Genomic DNA, 14,828 nt, shown 5'->3' on the forward strand with positions numbered 1-14,828 from the left:
CCCGCCCATGAGCCACCGGCCCGCCCGTCGCGCCCGCCGCGCGTCAGCCTCTCCCCTGTTCACGCCCCACGGCACCGACCGCGCCAGCCGCAAGGCGGCCCGACGGCAACTCGCCGAGGCCGCCGCCAAGGCCCGTGCCCGAGCCGGTTCCCGCGAGCCCGGCGCCGTGCCCGCCGAGCAGGAGACGCCCGCCCCGCTCTTCCCTTCCAGCGGGCGTCCAGGACCGGCCTCGGCTCGCGGGAACCGGTTGAAGCTGCCCGCTCACCGGATGACCACTGCCATCGCCGCCAGCGCGTATCCGTTCCTCGCCGAAGGCGGTCTCGGTGCCGAGGGCATCTACATCGGCCGCGACGTCCACGCCGAAGCGTCCTTCGTGTTCGACCCGTTCGCGTTGTACGGCCGCATCGAGGGCTTCACCAACCCCAACGTGCTGCTCGCCGGAGTCATCGGCCAGGGCAAGAGCGCACTGGCCAAGAGCTTCGCCCTGCGCAGCGTCGCCTTCGGCTACCGCGTCTATGTCCCGTGCGACCCCAAGGGCGAGTGGACGCCGGTCGCCCAGGCCCTGGGCGGCACGTCCGTCGCCCTGGGCCCCGGGCTGCCCGGGCGCCTCAATCCGCTCGACGCAGCACCCCGCCCCGAGAGCATCCCGGAGGCGGACTGGGCTGGCGAGATCCGCAAGCGTCGCCTGCTGCTGCTCGGCTCGCTCGCCCGCACCGTCCTGGGGCGGGACCTGCTGCCCATGGAGCACACCGTCCTGGACGTCGCTCTCGACGCCGCGGTCACCAGCGCCACCGCGACCGGCCGCACCCCGCTCCTCGGCGACGTCGCCACCGTCCTGAACAACCCCACCGCGCTCGACGAAGCCGCCGGAATCATGTCCGGCCGCCTCGGCGACGCGGCCCGCGACCTCGCCCACGCCATGCGCCGTCTGGTCCATGGCGACCTGGCCGGCATGTTCGACGCCCCCTCCACCGTGCACTTCGATCCCAGCGCCCCCATGCTCACGATCGACCTGTCCCGCCTGGGCGGCTCCGGTGACGACACCGCCCTCGTCCTCGCCATGACCTGCGCCTCCGCCTGGATGGAGTCCGCGCTCACCGACCCCGGCGGCGGCCGGCGGTGGATCGTCTACGACGAGGCATGGCGCCTGATGCGCCACGTCGGCCTGCTCCAGCGCATGCAGGCCCAGTGGAAGCTCTCCCGCGGTCTCGGCATCGCCAACCTCATGGTCATCCACCGACTGTCCGACCTGCTCACCGCCGGAGACGCCGGATCACAAGGACGCGCCCTCGCCGAGGGACTCCTCGCCGACTGCTCCACCCGCATCATCTACCGGCAGGAAACCGACCAGCTCCACGCCGCAGCATCCCTGCTCGGGCTGACCTCCGTCGAGATGGAAGCCATCGCCCACCTCAACCGCGGACGCGGACTGTGGAAAGTCGCCGGCCGATCCTTCATCGTCCAACACCTCCTGCACGCACATGAATTGGCGCTCTTCGACACAGACGCCCGCATGCATTGACGGCCCGCTCCAGCGGGCTACCACCACGATCAATCAGCTAGGAGTACGTCATACAGTTCCATCCGACCATCCTGCTCTTCCCCTCACTCGACGAGGACGATCTCAACGCCCTCGCCAACGACATCAAAGAGCAGGGACTGCTGCATCCGGTCGTGCTGGACCGCAGCGGCCGGGTCATCGACGGACGCAACCGCCTGAAGGCGTGCGAGGTCGCCGGCGTCGAACCCTCCTACACCACGTACGACGGTGACGACCCCGACAGCTATGCCCTGTCGGCCAACGTCCACCGCCGCAATCTGACCAAGGGCCAGATCGCCATGATCACAGCAAAAGCCTGTCTCCTGAGTGAACAGAGCGGGCGTCCACCGAGTGGACACTCTTCCCGTTTCCTGAGTGGACAGTTGGGAATCTCGCGGGGCATCGTCAGCAAGGCGAACGTCGTGCTCCAGCACGCACCTGACCTCGTGGACCCAGTGATCAGCGGCGCCACCGGGCTGAACGAGGCGTACGCGGTCGCCCAAGAGAACAAGGCCAAGGCCAACAGCGCCGAAGTCCAGCTCGCCCGGCTGCGGGAGGAGGATCCCGAGCTCGCCGACCGGGTGGTCGAGGGGGAACTGACCCTGGCCGGCGCGTGGGCGGAGCGCACCGAGCGCGTCGAGGAGGACAAGCGCCAGCGCCGAGTCGCCACCCGCCTGCTTGACGAGTTGGTCCCGCCCCTTGCCCAGGCCCGCGGTACCCGGACCTTCAGCCGCTACGACCCCGCGTACGCCAGCGGCGCTCCCATCACCCGTGAGACCATCGCGCACGCCATGACGGCGCTGGCCGAGATGGACCAGGTCTGGCAGGAGCGTGATCTGCCGTGACGACCACCGCTGCCCTGCGCCTGCAGCACATCGTCGAGCAGAGCGCTGTTGACCTCACCGACGCCACCGGCCGCTTCCATAAGCGCCACCTCACCGATGCGGTGCGCGAGCAGCTCGCCCGCGAGGACCTGGACCCGCACATCAGGGCTGCCGCCCTGGACAAACTGGCCCAGAGCCTCGTCACCGGATTCGGTGAACACCGAAACCCCCGCCGCAGACGAACCGGGCGCCTCTTCCACCCCCAGGACGTCATCAAGCTGGGTAATGGCATCTGGGTGTGGATGGACCGCGCCACCGACTCCGACGTACTGGAGTGGCGCCGACTGTCGAGACGAAACCGAGCGCGCGTCGACCTGGCGGACAACGAGGTCCAGGACTACACGGACGAGGTCCTCGACGCCTTCCGCGCCCACGCCGACGTCGTCTATCTCGGCGACCTGGAGCGCACGGTCTTCGGCTGGAGCGAAGACGACGCCGATCACGACGGCCTCTTTGGATCGTGAGACGAGCGTCAGCCTTCCCTCCAGTGCCGCTAGAAGACGCGCCGCCCCCCTAACCGCTTGGAACACATGCCAGCACCCCGCACTGACCTAGCCGCCTTCGCCGACGCTGTGGCCAGCCGCCTGCCCGGCACCTGGACCAGCGACTACACCCACCACGACTCTCATAACCGGCAGTTCGGCACCGTCGAAACGCTCTGGGACGTGGGACATGTCGACTACATCGTCAGCCAGTACGCCCTCGGCCACCACGCCGTCCTGCACGACCAGGACGGACGACGGCTGTACGTCACCGACCGGCCCTTGTACCGACACCAGTTCGTCGTCGCACCGCTGGAGCCCGATGCGCCGGGCCTCAAGCCCCACCACTTCGTCGGCGTCGAGGAACCGAACGGCATCGCCGTCCCTGATAAGCCTGCGCGTGCAGCCGCCCAGGTGACACGGCGGCTGCTGCCCCGCTACCAGCAAGCTCTGGACGCCGTCCACGGCAACATCCTCGCCCAGCCCGAGCCGCCCCACCGTCCTCCCGCACAGAAGGCCACCCAGGTCCTCACCCTGGTCTCGTACCCCGATGGAGTGGTGGGAGCGCCGTACGCGAGCGTGCCTGAAGAAGCCCGCATGGTGCTGTACGGCTGCCGCTTCCAGTACAAACCGCACGAGGCTGCGTTCGTCCTGCCGGCCGCGTACAGCACTGCCGAACGTGCGCTGTTTGTCCAAGCTGCCGTGAGCCAGCTGACCGCCGCGGGCATCGGCGTCGACTTCCGCCGTGCCGCCACTTCGACCACCACGTCTCCGCGCCCGCCCGTGCCTGCAGCGAGCAACGCCTCGCTCACGGCACGCCACCGGTGATTCGACCGGCCTCCCTGCCGCCGTCCACCGCAGTCCTTCCCCCACGCCCCAGCAAGGAGCGCTCATCCGTACTGCCCACCGCACTCTTCCCCTGGCCGCCGCAGCCCTCACCCTCGCCCTGGTTGGAACCGCCTGCACCCACAGCGACAGCGGCACTGCCGCGCAGAAGCCGACGTCCAGTGTCACCGCCGCGCCGAAGCCGGCCCCGGCACTCACCCCCGCGCAGGCGCGCGAGGCCATCGCCCACTACTCGGAGATCAACAACCGCGCGAACATGAAGCAGGACCGTGCACTTCTCGGCACGGTGGAGGGTGGTCCCCTCTATGCGATGTCGCTGGCGGACTTCAAGCAGGACGAGGCCCTGCCCGAAACGGACCGCGAGCCGTACCGGCCGTGGTCGTACGACCTGGCGGCCACCGACCTGTACATCCCCCGCCTGAAGCACGGGCAGCAGCGGTGGTTCGCCGCAGTCACCCGGGGCGGCAGCCAGCAGGAGCACGCCCGGGTTCTGATCCTGGCCGAGAACACCAAGTCGCAGCGGTGGGAGATGGTTGCCGCCTCGACATCGACGATCCCAAGCAGCTGCCGAAGATCGTGCTCGACAAGGACGGGTACGCCACGGCGGTCGACGCCGCCTCGAAGGCCCTCGCCGCCCCGGTCGGCGTGCTCCGCTCGGCCGTCACCGACAACTTCACCACAGGAGGGGAGGTCACCGGGCAGAAGGTCTTCACCTCCACGGAGTCCTCCCGGCGGCAGATCAAGGTCCACGACGAAACAACCCGGAAGTTCGGCCCGCGGGGAACCACCCGCTTCGCGCCCGCCGACCCGCAGTTCACCGACGCCTATGCGCTGAAGACCAACACGGGCGCGCTCGTGGTCTTCTCCCACACGCACTCCCAGCACGACGCCGTCGCCTCCGCAGGTCTGGTGATCGTGCCGGAGAAGGAGGACCGCGCCTGGCTCGGCACCAGCCCGACCCCCGCCGTGACCTATACCTTCACCTGCTCGGACATCGCCGCAGTACCGAGCATGGCCGAGCGGTCGAGCCTTCTCGGCTATGGCTGCCGTCGCACGGATGCCGAGGCCGCCGGCCCGAGCACCACCATTTGAGAGACCCTCCGCCCCAATGCGAGATCCTGACTTCGAGCTGTACGACAATGTGGGCCGCGATGCCGACCAGATCGCCGCAGCCCGCTATGGCATCGCCACCCGCCACGATCTTGTGCGCTGGGCCAGGCGCGACGCCGAACCCTTCCTTGCCGAGCACCCGCTGCCGGCCGATCCCCTGCCGATCCCCGACCTGACCCCGTACCTCGACGCGCTCGCCGCCGCCGAGACTCCTGCGCAGGCTAGTGCGGTCACCGAGCATCTTCTGGACGCCGCCGAACCGATACTCCGCGCGGTGAGCGACTACCTCGTGGCCGCCGCCCGGTGGCGCAGCCAAAATCGCGGAGCGGAGCTGGGGTCTCCGCCCAAGCTGCTGATGCAAGCGGCGAGCCACTGCCTGTCAGTGCTGGCCATCGCCGACGAAGCTGACATAAAGGCGCTGCGCGCCGAATACGACCCCGCACCGGCGGCGGCGTCGCCGGCGGGCCCAGCACGGGCGTCGTCCGGTCTGCCGCCGGCTCCTCCGCACCTTCCACCCGCCGGTCCCACGCCAGGCCGGTAATCACCCAGCCCCTGGGAGTCCCTCTGTCGACTCGCTGTTTCATCGCCCGCCCCACCGAGACCGGGTACGACGGCATATACGTCCGTCTCGACGGCCAGCCGAGCGAGAAGCTGCCCCTACTCCTGGCCGCCTACCAGTACCGGTTCGACCACGACGTCGACGCCATGACACGGCATCTCGTGGACGGCGTCGCCGTTGCCTGGGACGAGCTGGGCACCGACCTCCTCGAGGGCGCGCCTCCCGAGATCATCACCGCCCTGACCGGCGGTGAGCAGTGGCCCAGCAGCACCCTGGACCACCTGGTCACGCCCGACGGCTCCCCGCCGACCCGCATGTCGGTCACCGAGACGACCGCCGCTGAGCAGGACCTGCAGTGGGGCTACGTCCTTCACCCGGCAGGGATCGAAGTGATCAACGCATTTCAGGCAAAGGCTGGCCCCACGGTCGCCTGGCCAGCCCCGGCGAAGATCACCGCGCCCATCTCTGCCCCCACAGCACGAACACCCCGGAGCGCCCCCGCCCGGTCTACGCCTCCTGGCGCCAGGGCCGCCCGCCGCTAAACCCGTCCCGCCCGCTCGTTCCGGAGATCTTCCTGTCCACGCCCCCGATCACGGTCGTCATCGCCACCCGCCTGCGCGAAGACCGCCTCGACTACCTGACCGCCATGCACGCAAGTCTGACCAGGCAGTCCGTGCCGTGGGAGGCAGTGATCGCCCTCGACGGCGCCGACCCCGCGCGCCTCCCCGCCCCGCTCACCGCTGACCAGCGCGTACGCATCGTTGCGTTGCCGCGGCCGCTCGGCGCCGCGTGCGCCCGCAACCTCGCCCTCACCCAGGTCCGCACCCCCTACGTGAACTGGGCGGACGACGATGACGAATTCACCGACGACGCCATGCGGGTGCGGCTGACCATCCTGGAGTCGACCGGTGTGGGCTGGTGCGCAGGGTGGAGTCAGGACTGGTACCCCGACGGCTCGACCACCCTGTGGCGCTGCCCCACGCCGCCCGGCCGACACGAGCCCGGAGACGTGTGGACGTACTGGCCCTCCCCTCATACCACCATCCCCATCGGTCCGACCACACTCCTGGCCCGGACCGAGCTGGTGCGCGCAGCCCCGATGGGCGGACTGCCCCAGGGCGAGGACTACATGGCGGCCGTCGGCGTCACCAGCCTCGCGTCCGGAATCCTGCTGCCGGTGCCGGTCTACCGCTACCGCAAGCACCCGGGCCAGATGACCGCCCAGCCGGGATACGACCAGCTGGAGACAGCCGCCCGCGAGCACGCCTGGCAATACGGCCGCAGCCTGCGCTCCGCCGTCCGCCCGAGGATGCTCGACCGTGACTGACGCGCAGATCACCCTGGCGTACAGCCGGAATGTCGGCATCGTCGCCATCGCGACGGGCGAACAGTACGAGGTGGCGCAAGACGCGCTGGTAGAAGCAGGTTTCCAGCACGACGACGCCTGGGTGTATCACCTGCCGCCCGGTCAGGCAGATGCCGCCCGCTCAACCCTGGCCGGCCTGATCCAACTAGCTGAAGCGCAGGGGATCGTGGTGACGACCAGCGCCTGGCGGTTCATCGGGGACGCCGCCCGGGACATCGCCGGCCTCCTGCCCGGCCAGTGGAGCACACAGGTTGAGATCTACTCCCATCCCGTGTGGCAGAGAGACCTCGTGCCGTGGCTATGGGACGCCGGCGAACTCGCACACGCCTTGCTCAGCGAACGGATCCCTTACGCCGCCACCCTTATCAACGCTGCCGCGGGCACCAAGTTGCTTCTCGTTGAGCGCCCAGGCCACCAACAGGGCTATCTCATCGGCGCCTTCGCGCCCGAACGATTTGGGGAAGGGCACGGCGACCCACACGCCCCACACAGCATCGACCTGCCGCCCCTTGCCAGCCACGCAGCACGGGCCATCGCCGAAAGATATCTGCCCGCCTACGACTACGCCGTTCACGTCCGCCGGACCTCCACGGTGGCAGACGCCCTCGCCATCATCCGCGACCAGTACGACGACTGGACCACGCGGCGTGTCTACGGCCATGACAGCGCCACAATGCCGCTGGCCCTTGATCCGGTCGGCGCAGCAACGGCCGACTTCCTGGATAGCGCATGGCGTGAGTTCCTGTACGTCCTGGACCATGCTCCAGCCGTGCTCGACCGGTGCCGCCCCGCCGCCACTCCGTGGCCACAGGACGCTCGAGCGCTGGACGATCTGACCACCGCCCTTCTCGACGCCGACAGCCTGCGTACCAGCGAGGTGCCGCTGCCGCGCTCCGGACATCACCAACGAATCTGGCCAGCGATCGAGACCTGGCTCGCCCACGCAGACGTCTTCCTGCGCCAGGCCAGTGCCGCCACCCCTCCCGCACGCTCTGCCCTGCCCATGCCGGCACCGCCACCGGTACTTCCGGCCCCAGGCCCAGCCGCTCACCGCTGAACTGCACCACCCCCACCGTTAGGAGAACCACTCTTTGGATCCTGGCACGCAATTTGCCTTCGGCACCCATCCCCAGCACAGCTTCGTAGCGGCCTTTACGTCCTCCATGCCCGCGCACTTGGCCCACTGGTTCCTCACCCGGGAGCAGTTCGAGCCCGTCGCCGACACGCCGGGCCTGTTCCGGCTCACCGAGCCAGAGCGCGACGGGCCGCGCCGCACCCGACAAGCCATCCAGGACCTGCGCCGCCTCGGCTACGCCGTACAAGCCGACGTCGCCCTGGACCTGACGCCTTCAGCACGTCCGCCGCGTCCCACCTCCTCCAACGGGCTGATGCAACGGCGCAGCCGCGTCGCGCAGGCCGCCGCCAGCCGGTCATCCCAGGGCAGGATAGCGCCCACCACCTCAGCGCCGTCCACGCGGCCGATACCCCCCAAGCCCACCTACGCGCCGACCGTTCGCCTCACCGCCTCCGCGGTCGGGCGGTCCCGGTGAGGCCCGCAACCGAGCCGATCACCATCACCCGCGGACGCGGCGGCGAGGTCGAAGTGGACGGCGTGCTCGATTCCTTCGCTGCAGAGGTCCTGCGCCGCGCCGGGTTCCTGTTCGAGCCCACGCTGCGCGGGCACTGGATCCGGCTCCCGTTCGACCTCGGGCGCGGCTGGGAGACCGAGCACGCGACCTGGGCGGCGGACATGCTCACCGCCGCCCGCTACCCAGTACGTCTCGACCCCGACCTGCGCGCCGACTCCCCCGACAAGACCACGCCGCCCGGAGCGGCACGGCCGTCTGCCATGACCGCGCAGCCCCCTCCCCGGCGCCGCGCAGGCCGCTGACCACCCCAGGAGAAACAATCACCCACACACCGACGGCCGCCGAACTCGCCCGCCTAGCCAGCGACTTCCGCCTGCGCATGGCCGTCATTGACCACGAGAGCGAGACCGCGCTCGACGCCACCCAGGACCGCTACGGATGGGCCATCCACCACCAGGCAGCCGCAGCCGCCATCGCCCGCCGCAACAACGCCGCCGCCGCCGAGGCATACACTACCCACCTCGCCGAGCACGCCAGCCACCTGCTGGACGCGGCCCGCCACAACCTCGACAGGATGCCCCGCGCTGGGAAGTGATCGGGCACTACGACCATGAGTACGCGGCCGGGCAGGCGCTGTCGCGAGCGGTGCCTCCCGGCGTCCTGCGGCCGGACGCCGGGAGGTTCAACCGCCCGGTGCCGGCGCCGGAGACGTCCCTGCAGGAACTGCTCCAGAACGTCGAGGCCCGTGCCGCCGGTGAGGTCTCTGAGGCGCTGCTCACCGCAACGCAACAGGACATGGCGCAGGACCCGTGGTCCGCATACAGGAACTGCTCCGCGTAGCAGCGCAGTTCGCTGGTGCGCTGGAGACCGTGCTGGGCCGGCAGATCGCCGCCCGGCTCGAGGTCCTCGTCCGGCAACTCGACTTCCTCACCGCAGAAGTCCGCCAGGCGGCCGAGGACCCCGGCGCCACCGTCGCCGTCCTGCCACCGCACCGCACGCCCGCTCCTCCGCGGATCCGCCCGCGCCCCGTGCTGGACACCAAGCCCCCGGCGGCCCCGCGCCCCACGCCGCCACGGCAGTGCGCCGCCCCTAATCCCCGCTGACTTCAAGGAGATTCATCTTTGGCTGTTCGTACACAGTGGAATGTCCTCCACTCCTGTGGCCACGAGATCACCCATGACCTGTCCGACCGCGCCGCAGACAAGCGGGCCGGGTTCGCACGCTGGCTCGCCACCAAGGACTGCACCGACTGCTGGAAGGCCACCCGCGACGCCGACTCCGAGTCCAAGGAGCAGTGGCTCGCCGCCAAGCGCGCCGAGGAGCAGCAAGCAGCCGCCGAGTGGGCCGCCCAGTTCGACATGCCGCCGTTGGAGGGCCCAGAGCGGGCCCTGGACTGGGGTGGGCGCTCACGCCACCAGCTGATGACGGCCGCGCACACCTCGCTCGTCGTCGAAGGCACCTGGCACGAGGCGGACTGGGCCCAGCTGGAGGAGAAGGCCCGCACCATCACCCGGGCCGGATGGTGGATCGATCAGCGGGACGCAAAGGGCGCTGACCTGCTCGAACTCCTCGACGCCGCCACCGAGGCGGACCGCGGGACGGAGAACCCCTTCCGCTGAGACCGGCGGAATATAGGCGACGATCGCCGGTTAGCCAAACCGGCGATCGGCCGGACCATTGTTCCTCCCACCGCCACCCCGCCCTGCGTGGAAGGAACCCCATGCTCCCGCCGTCCTGGACTCCTGCGAACACCCCGGCCCTCAAGCCGATACCCGACCCGCTCACACCCGAGCGGGACATCACCCACCAGCACTTCCAGCCCGGCGACCAGGTCGTCGTCCTGAAAGGTGTGGTCGGCGGCGACCTGTGGGGCGACGCCATGCAGGTGGTGACCCCCTCCTGGCACACCCCGACCGACGAGGACGGCTGGCGCCTGCGGGACCCGGACGGCGGCCAGCAGACCTACATCACCGCCCACCCCCGCTACCTGGTCCACCTCTCCCGCCGCTGCCCGGACTGCATCATCTACATGCGGGCGCTGAGCGACTACCTGCTGCCGAAGTTCCCCGCCACGGAAGAGGTGACCGACTGCGGCTGGTACACCACCAGCGCCTTGAACCAGCTCGTGCACATCTGCGACGCCCGGAGCGACCGGTGATCCCCCGCGTCAGCGAGCGCACCCACACCCCGCACGGCCCGCTCGGCGAGGCACTGGGACGCCCGGTGACACCAGAGGAAGGGCTGACCGAGCACAAGGTCATCGCCCACTGGCCGGGGCTGGACGCCTACACCCTGGACGGCGAGCAGGCGGAGTGGACGCCGTTGCAGTGGGCCGAGCACCTCGAAGATCCCCTCCTGGCGCACCCCTTCACGGCCGGCCCCGGCGGGGACCGGCGGGCCGTCTTCCACCTCGACGCGCGGCTCCACCCCGACGACCGTGACCTGTCGGTTGCGGAGTGGGCCGAGGTTGCCCACCGCCTCGCCCGCGCCGCCGGCGTCGAGACCCCTGGCGACGAGGACGGCTGCTCCTGGATCGCCGTCCAGGGGCAGCCAGGACGACTCGACCTGATCGCCAATCTCATCCGGCTCGATGGCACTTGGCAGCAGCAGCCTTCCAACCCCCTGCGGCGCATCTCCGACGAGGCCCGCCGCATCGAGCAGGATCTGCGCCTCATCCCCGTGTCCGCCGGTCCCAGGCAGTCGGCCGTTGCCCAGCCGGTGCCGGCGGCGTCCACGCAGCTTGCGGCAGTTCTGGCGCAGCTCGCCAACGAGCACAGCGGCCCGCTGGCAGCGGCGCGCGGGCTCGTCGAGCACGCCGCACACAGGATCGACCGCCGTCCGGGCTCCGCCAGTCCCTCCGCGGCTCGTGGTCTGGAGCTGATCGCCCTCCGCCTGCATGGCATCCAGCACGACCTCACCGCAGCGGCAACCGACCTGAACGCTGGCCTCAGACCTCCGGTTGTCGCAGCATCGGCCGCCGCTCGGCACACCACACGACGAACACTGTAGGGCCAGGGATACTACCTAGCCTGCGACGAGGACTTCGACACCGAATACCGCCCGGTCCGCGACCTGCCGCTGGGGTCTCGGTCACCCACCTCGCCGCGCGCATCCGTCAGGCCACCACCACTGAAGAGGTGGCCACCACCCTCACCGATCCGACGGTCTCCCACGACGGTGTGCTCGCCGCCAGCAGGGAAGTGCTCGTCGCGACCGCCGACTTCCACCTCGGCCTCGGCGATGCGGCCAGCCCCGCACGCCGTCTGCGCTACGCCGCCGACGAGCGCCTCCGCCTCATCGGGAGCAATCTCGCCCGCGCCCCGAGACCCGCTCACCGAACCGCAACTGACCCACCGCCTGAGCGCACGGCACCGATACCGTCCCGCGGCCGTTGCCGGGCAGCGCCACTGACCCCCTGTTCCCGCCCAAGGAAACCATGCACCACCACGTTGACAGAGAGCGCCTCGCCTCCTTCGCCGACGTCCTCGCCGGCGAACTGCCCGACACCTGGGCCAGCGACTACCACTCACCCAAGCACAAGGACGACCTCGCCGAACTCACTGAAAGAATCTGGGACCTGGACCTCGTCGCCGAGTCCCTCGCCCAGCACCCACTGCGGCACGCGGCCGTGCTGACCCGACAGGACGGCGCCCAGCTCGCCATTCTGGACCGATACGACGAACGGGACGGATTCCTCATCGCCGCCGTCGCCCCTCGAAGCCTGCCCGACGAGGCGTACAGCGGCGTACCGGAACCGAACGGCATTGCCCTGAGCGACGACCCCTTCCTCAGCGCCGAGCTGGTCGCCGGCGACCTGCTGGCACGCTACGACGCAGCGCTCGCGCAGGCCCGCTACAACGCAGCCGCAACCGTCCATCCCTCCCAGCCGGACCGGATCGTCCTGACCTGGCAGTCCGACGGCAGTCTCGCCGCCATTCAGGTCAGCGACACGGCCTCGGGCGTGCTGACCCGCAACGGCTTCGTCCACGACGAACAGACCGGCATCTACCGCCTGATGGGCAACGACACCTTCGAGCAGGCCCGCGCCGTGCGCGAAGCGGGCCGACAGCTCAGCGCCCAGGGCATCGACGTCGCGCTCCAGCACCCCTCGGGCCGGATCGCGCCCACCGCCGCCCCGCCGACGGCGCCGCCAGCCCCGGCCACAGTCCGGAGCACAACCGCCAGGGGCCGGTGAGACAGACCACCGGGCCGTGAGCGCTTAAGGGGACTGAGTCAGCGCTGCTCAGCGGAAGATAGATCGCGTTCCGCGGCTGCCACGGACGTGTCAAGAAGTGCTCGCACCTGGCGGATGGTGTCCTCCAGCGTGCTGTGCACCGTCAGACCCGGCCGCGCGAGGCTCAGCTGGACCAGAACATTGTTGCGGCGGACATACGCTGGGTCGGCGCCGACAGCGAGCGGCGTCGGGCCGGCAGCCATCATGCCCAGTTCGTACAGGGCGATCGGCTGATGCGATTCCGATGCGGGGAACCAGAACAGCACCAGGGATGCGCCGTGCAACTGGCGGTGTTCCCACCGCACCTGCTGTGCCTCCGCGTCCGGATTCTCTGTCGGGAAGCTGGACCTGCGCGGGTTCAAAACGGCCACGTCCAGGTCGGTGAAGCCAAGTGCCGCCTCACGCTGCCAGTTCGCGCATTGGCCGATGCCGCCCGCCAAGAACACCGAGGGGAGCCCATCCGGGGCGTACTCGTCCGGGGCCTCGATGTACCTCACCTGGCCGCCAGCACAGCGTGACCCGGACAGAACGCGGCAGGAAAGGCACCAAGCGTCCCGTAGGTCCAGCCTTCCGGCAGCTGCGCGGTGCCGTCCGCCGCTACGACGAGCAGGACCGAGTCGCGGGCCATGCAGGCGTCCTCGGTGCCGTGCCTATATGCACAGCGCACCGCCAGCGTCACGTCCCCCGGCCGGTCCGCCTGCGACTGCCGTCGTTTGGACCGCAGTCTCCTCATTCCTCAACTCTATGGAACGGCACGCCGACGAGTCGATGCCCCCGGCACCCGGGGGACCGTTCGAACCCTCTTTGTCTTCTGGAGTTTCCGTAGTACCCCGCAGACCTCCGCCCGTCTCCGCCCACCGCAAGCCGCGCCTGGCCGTCGTTCTCTTCCGCCACTACCTGCGCGCCTTCGTTGTCACTGGCCCGGCTCACGCCGTCGATTCGGTGCGCAGTCGCCCCGAGGCCGCGCTCGACAAGTCCCGGCGCCGCGCCCATCACCTCTGACCAACCACCAGGAGGACCATGCCCCTTCCCCCTCCGTACGCAGTGCGGCTCGCCGACGAGATCGCCCGTCAGCTCCAGGTGCTCAGCCACCACCTGGCTCAGCTTCCCACCGGTCAGGCAACGCAAGTCCTCGGTCGCATCCTGGACTCCGAGGACGGGCTCCTGGGCCGCGTCACCGCTCTTGTGATCACCGGCTCGCACTTCGCCAAGGACCAGGCCGAGCACGGCGCCCTGCCCGCCGAGGTGTGGCTCGCCCTCGGCCGGGCCGCCAACCAGCTGGACGACATCGGTCTGGACCTCGACGAGCACGCGGACACCATCAGAGCGCTCGGCACACAGCCGACCACCGGTGCGGCGGCGCAGCCGGCCGCCTCCGCGCTGGTGGTACGGCGGCGCCGATGAAGAAGAAGCAGTGGACCGGCTGGGGGCCAGGCGAGCAGGCCCAGCAGCACTACCTGGTCGAGCCGCGAGCCCTCGCCGGCGGTGGCGACGTGCGTCACGTATCCGAGTTCCTGCGGGCGTCAGGGTGGAAGGACAAGTCCAAGTCCGGCGGCCCGCTGTCCATGGAGAGCCCCGGCCGCAAAATACGGCTCGCCTACGACCCCTACACCCTGCCGGGTGGCTGGACGATCCACGGTCAGGCGAGCGGGCACCAGGACGAATGGTGGGTGACCCTGGGCCGGCAGACGCCGGTGGAGATCGTCGCCGGGCTGACCGACGCCCTCACCCGCCCTCGCTCCGCACACGCCCCGAACTTGTGGGCCCCCTTGTGGGAGCAGCGGTGGACCAGACCGCCCAATGACGAGCACGTCACCGCCGTCAGCACCGACGGATCGGCGTGGATGCAATTCCGCCAGGATCCCGACGGCCGCGCGATGTGGTGGTCCGGCGCCCAGGACGAGCAGGGCCACGGCTGGACCGCCTCCTTCACCGCCACCACCCCTATGCACCTCGTCGAGAGCTTTTCTGCCGCGCTCGCCAGTCCCGAGCCCGTGATGCGTCCGCGCGGACGCGTGCCATACAGCGCGCAGATCCGGACCACCTCCGTGTCCGTCCTTCCCTCCCAGCTCAGCGCCTGGCAGCAGGCCCGCATCACCACTGCCCGCGCCGCCACCTGGGCCCGCAACTCTGTACGCAGTGCCCGGCCTCAAACCACTGCCCGTCCTCGTACCACCGCCGGCAGCGCCCGTTCGCGCCGCTGACCGACACCAACGCC

The 14,828-nt window shown here is 70.1% G+C and carries 20 protein-coding genes; 19 read left to right on the forward strand and 1 reads right to left on the reverse strand.

Annotated elements, in window-relative coordinates; translation table 11 throughout:
• Window positions 1–7: 7 nt before the first annotated feature.
• The 17 genes from ACSU6L_RS03700 (at window position 8) to ACSU6L_RS03780 (ending at window position 12,571) form a co-directional block, all read left to right on the forward strand.
• Window positions 8–1,522: a VirB4 family type IV secretion system protein gene (locus ACSU6L_RS03700; RefSeq protein WP_437053469.1), complete on the forward strand. Its 1,515-nt coding sequence runs from the start codon at window positions 8–10 to the stop codon at window positions 1,520–1,522.
• 71 nt (window positions 1,523–1,593) lie between these two features.
• The gene (locus ACSU6L_RS03705) at window positions 1,594–2,385 is read left to right on the forward strand and encodes a ParB/RepB/Spo0J family partition protein (protein ID WP_437064750.1); all 792 of its coding nucleotides are present in this window, start codon (window positions 1,594–1,596) and stop codon (window positions 2,383–2,385) included.
• Window positions 2,382–2,888: a hypothetical protein gene (locus ACSU6L_RS03710; protein WP_437053471.1), complete on the forward strand. Its 507-nt coding sequence runs from the start codon at window positions 2,382–2,384 to the stop codon at window positions 2,886–2,888. The genes ACSU6L_RS03705 and ACSU6L_RS03710 overlap by 4 nt, the downstream gene beginning before the upstream one ends.
• A 108-nt stretch (window positions 2,889–2,996) precedes the next feature.
• Entirely contained in the window at window positions 2,997–3,734 is a 738-nt protein-coding gene (locus ACSU6L_RS03715) for a hypothetical protein (protein WP_437053473.1), read from the forward strand.
• A 540-nt stretch (window positions 3,735–4,274) separates the two neighbouring features.
• Window positions 4,275–4,844 carry a hypothetical protein gene (locus ACSU6L_RS03720; RefSeq protein WP_437053475.1) on the forward strand — a complete coding sequence of 190 codons (570 nt, stop codon included), beginning with the start codon at window positions 4,275–4,277 and terminating at the stop codon, window positions 4,842–4,844.
• A 16-nt stretch (window positions 4,845–4,860) separates the two neighbouring features.
• Window positions 4,861–5,403 carry a hypothetical protein gene (locus ACSU6L_RS03725; RefSeq protein WP_437053477.1) on the forward strand — a complete coding sequence of 181 codons (543 nt, stop codon included), beginning with the start codon at window positions 4,861–4,863 and terminating at the stop codon, window positions 5,401–5,403.
• A gap of 164 nt (window positions 5,404–5,567) precedes the next feature.
• A complete protein-coding gene (locus ACSU6L_RS03730; RefSeq protein ID WP_437053479.1) occupies window positions 5,568–5,963 on the forward strand; it encodes a hypothetical protein in 396 nt (131 codons plus the stop codon).
• Window positions 5,964–6,010: 47 nt separating this feature from the next.
• Window positions 6,011–6,748 carry a glycosyltransferase family 2 protein gene (locus tag ACSU6L_RS03735; RefSeq protein ID WP_437064752.1) on the forward strand — a complete coding sequence of 246 codons (738 nt, stop codon included), beginning with the start codon at window positions 6,011–6,013 and terminating at the stop codon, window positions 6,746–6,748.
• Window positions 6,741–7,844, forward strand: a complete 1,104-nt coding sequence (locus tag ACSU6L_RS03740; RefSeq protein ID WP_437053480.1) for a hypothetical protein — start codon at window positions 6,741–6,743, stop codon at window positions 7,842–7,844. Before ACSU6L_RS03735 ends, ACSU6L_RS03740 begins: the two co-directional genes overlap by 8 nt.
• Window positions 7,845–7,878: 34 nt before the next feature.
• Complete coding sequence (locus ACSU6L_RS03745; RefSeq protein WP_437053482.1) at window positions 7,879–8,337, forward strand: hypothetical protein; 459 nt, start codon at window positions 7,879–7,881, stop codon at window positions 8,335–8,337.
• Complete coding sequence (locus ACSU6L_RS03750) at window positions 8,334–8,678, forward strand: hypothetical protein (protein WP_437053484.1); 345 nt, start codon at window positions 8,334–8,336, stop codon at window positions 8,676–8,678. The genes ACSU6L_RS03745 and ACSU6L_RS03750 overlap by 4 nt, the downstream gene beginning before the upstream one ends.
• A 77-nt stretch (window positions 8,679–8,755) precedes the next feature.
• Window positions 8,756–8,971 carry a hypothetical protein gene (locus tag ACSU6L_RS03755; RefSeq protein ID WP_437053486.1) on the forward strand — a complete coding sequence of 72 codons (216 nt, stop codon included), beginning with the start codon at window positions 8,756–8,758 and terminating at the stop codon, window positions 8,969–8,971.
• Between the two features lie 214 nt (window positions 8,972–9,185).
• A complete protein-coding gene (locus ACSU6L_RS03760; protein ID WP_437053488.1) occupies window positions 9,186–9,479 on the forward strand; it encodes a hypothetical protein in 294 nt (97 codons plus the stop codon).
• Window positions 9,480–9,497: 18 nt separating this feature from the next.
• Window positions 9,498–9,995 (forward strand): hypothetical protein, encoded by a 498-nt coding sequence (locus ACSU6L_RS03765; RefSeq protein WP_437053490.1) that lies wholly within the window; start codon window positions 9,498–9,500, stop codon window positions 9,993–9,995.
• 101 nt (window positions 9,996–10,096) lie between these two features.
• Window positions 10,097–10,534 carry a hypothetical protein gene (locus tag ACSU6L_RS03770; protein WP_437053492.1) on the forward strand — a complete coding sequence of 146 codons (438 nt, stop codon included), beginning with the start codon at window positions 10,097–10,099 and terminating at the stop codon, window positions 10,532–10,534.
• Window positions 10,531–11,385 (forward strand): relaxase/mobilization nuclease, encoded by an 855-nt coding sequence (locus ACSU6L_RS03775; RefSeq protein WP_437053494.1) that lies wholly within the window; start codon window positions 10,531–10,533, stop codon window positions 11,383–11,385. Before ACSU6L_RS03770 ends, ACSU6L_RS03775 begins: the two co-directional genes overlap by 4 nt.
• A 427-nt stretch (window positions 11,386–11,812) precedes the next feature.
• Entirely contained in the window at window positions 11,813–12,571 is a 759-nt protein-coding gene (locus ACSU6L_RS03780) for a hypothetical protein (RefSeq protein WP_437053496.1), read from the forward strand.
• Between the two features lie 38 nt (window positions 12,572–12,609).
• Here ACSU6L_RS03780 and ACSU6L_RS03785 read toward each other — a convergent pair whose 3' ends face one another.
• Entirely contained in the window at window positions 12,610–13,107 is a 498-nt protein-coding gene (locus ACSU6L_RS03785; RefSeq protein ID WP_437053498.1) for a nucleoside 2-deoxyribosyltransferase domain-containing protein, read from the reverse strand.
• A 523-nt stretch (window positions 13,108–13,630) separates the two neighbouring features.
• On the opposite strand from ACSU6L_RS03785, the gene ACSU6L_RS03790 reads away from it, so the two are divergent.
• The gene (locus ACSU6L_RS03790) at window positions 13,631–14,014 is read left to right on the forward strand and encodes a hypothetical protein (protein WP_437053500.1); all 384 of its coding nucleotides are present in this window, start codon (window positions 13,631–13,633) and stop codon (window positions 14,012–14,014) included.
• Window positions 14,011–14,814: a DUF317 domain-containing protein gene (locus tag ACSU6L_RS03795; RefSeq protein WP_437053502.1), complete on the forward strand. Its 804-nt coding sequence runs from the start codon at window positions 14,011–14,013 to the stop codon at window positions 14,812–14,814. Before ACSU6L_RS03790 ends, ACSU6L_RS03795 begins: the two co-directional genes overlap by 4 nt.
• Window positions 14,815–14,828 lie beyond the last annotated feature (14 nt).

This window comes from Streptomyces sp. enrichment culture, assembly GCF_964272855.1.
Taxonomy (GTDB): Bacteria; Actinomycetota; Actinomycetes; order Streptomycetales; family Streptomycetaceae; genus Streptomyces.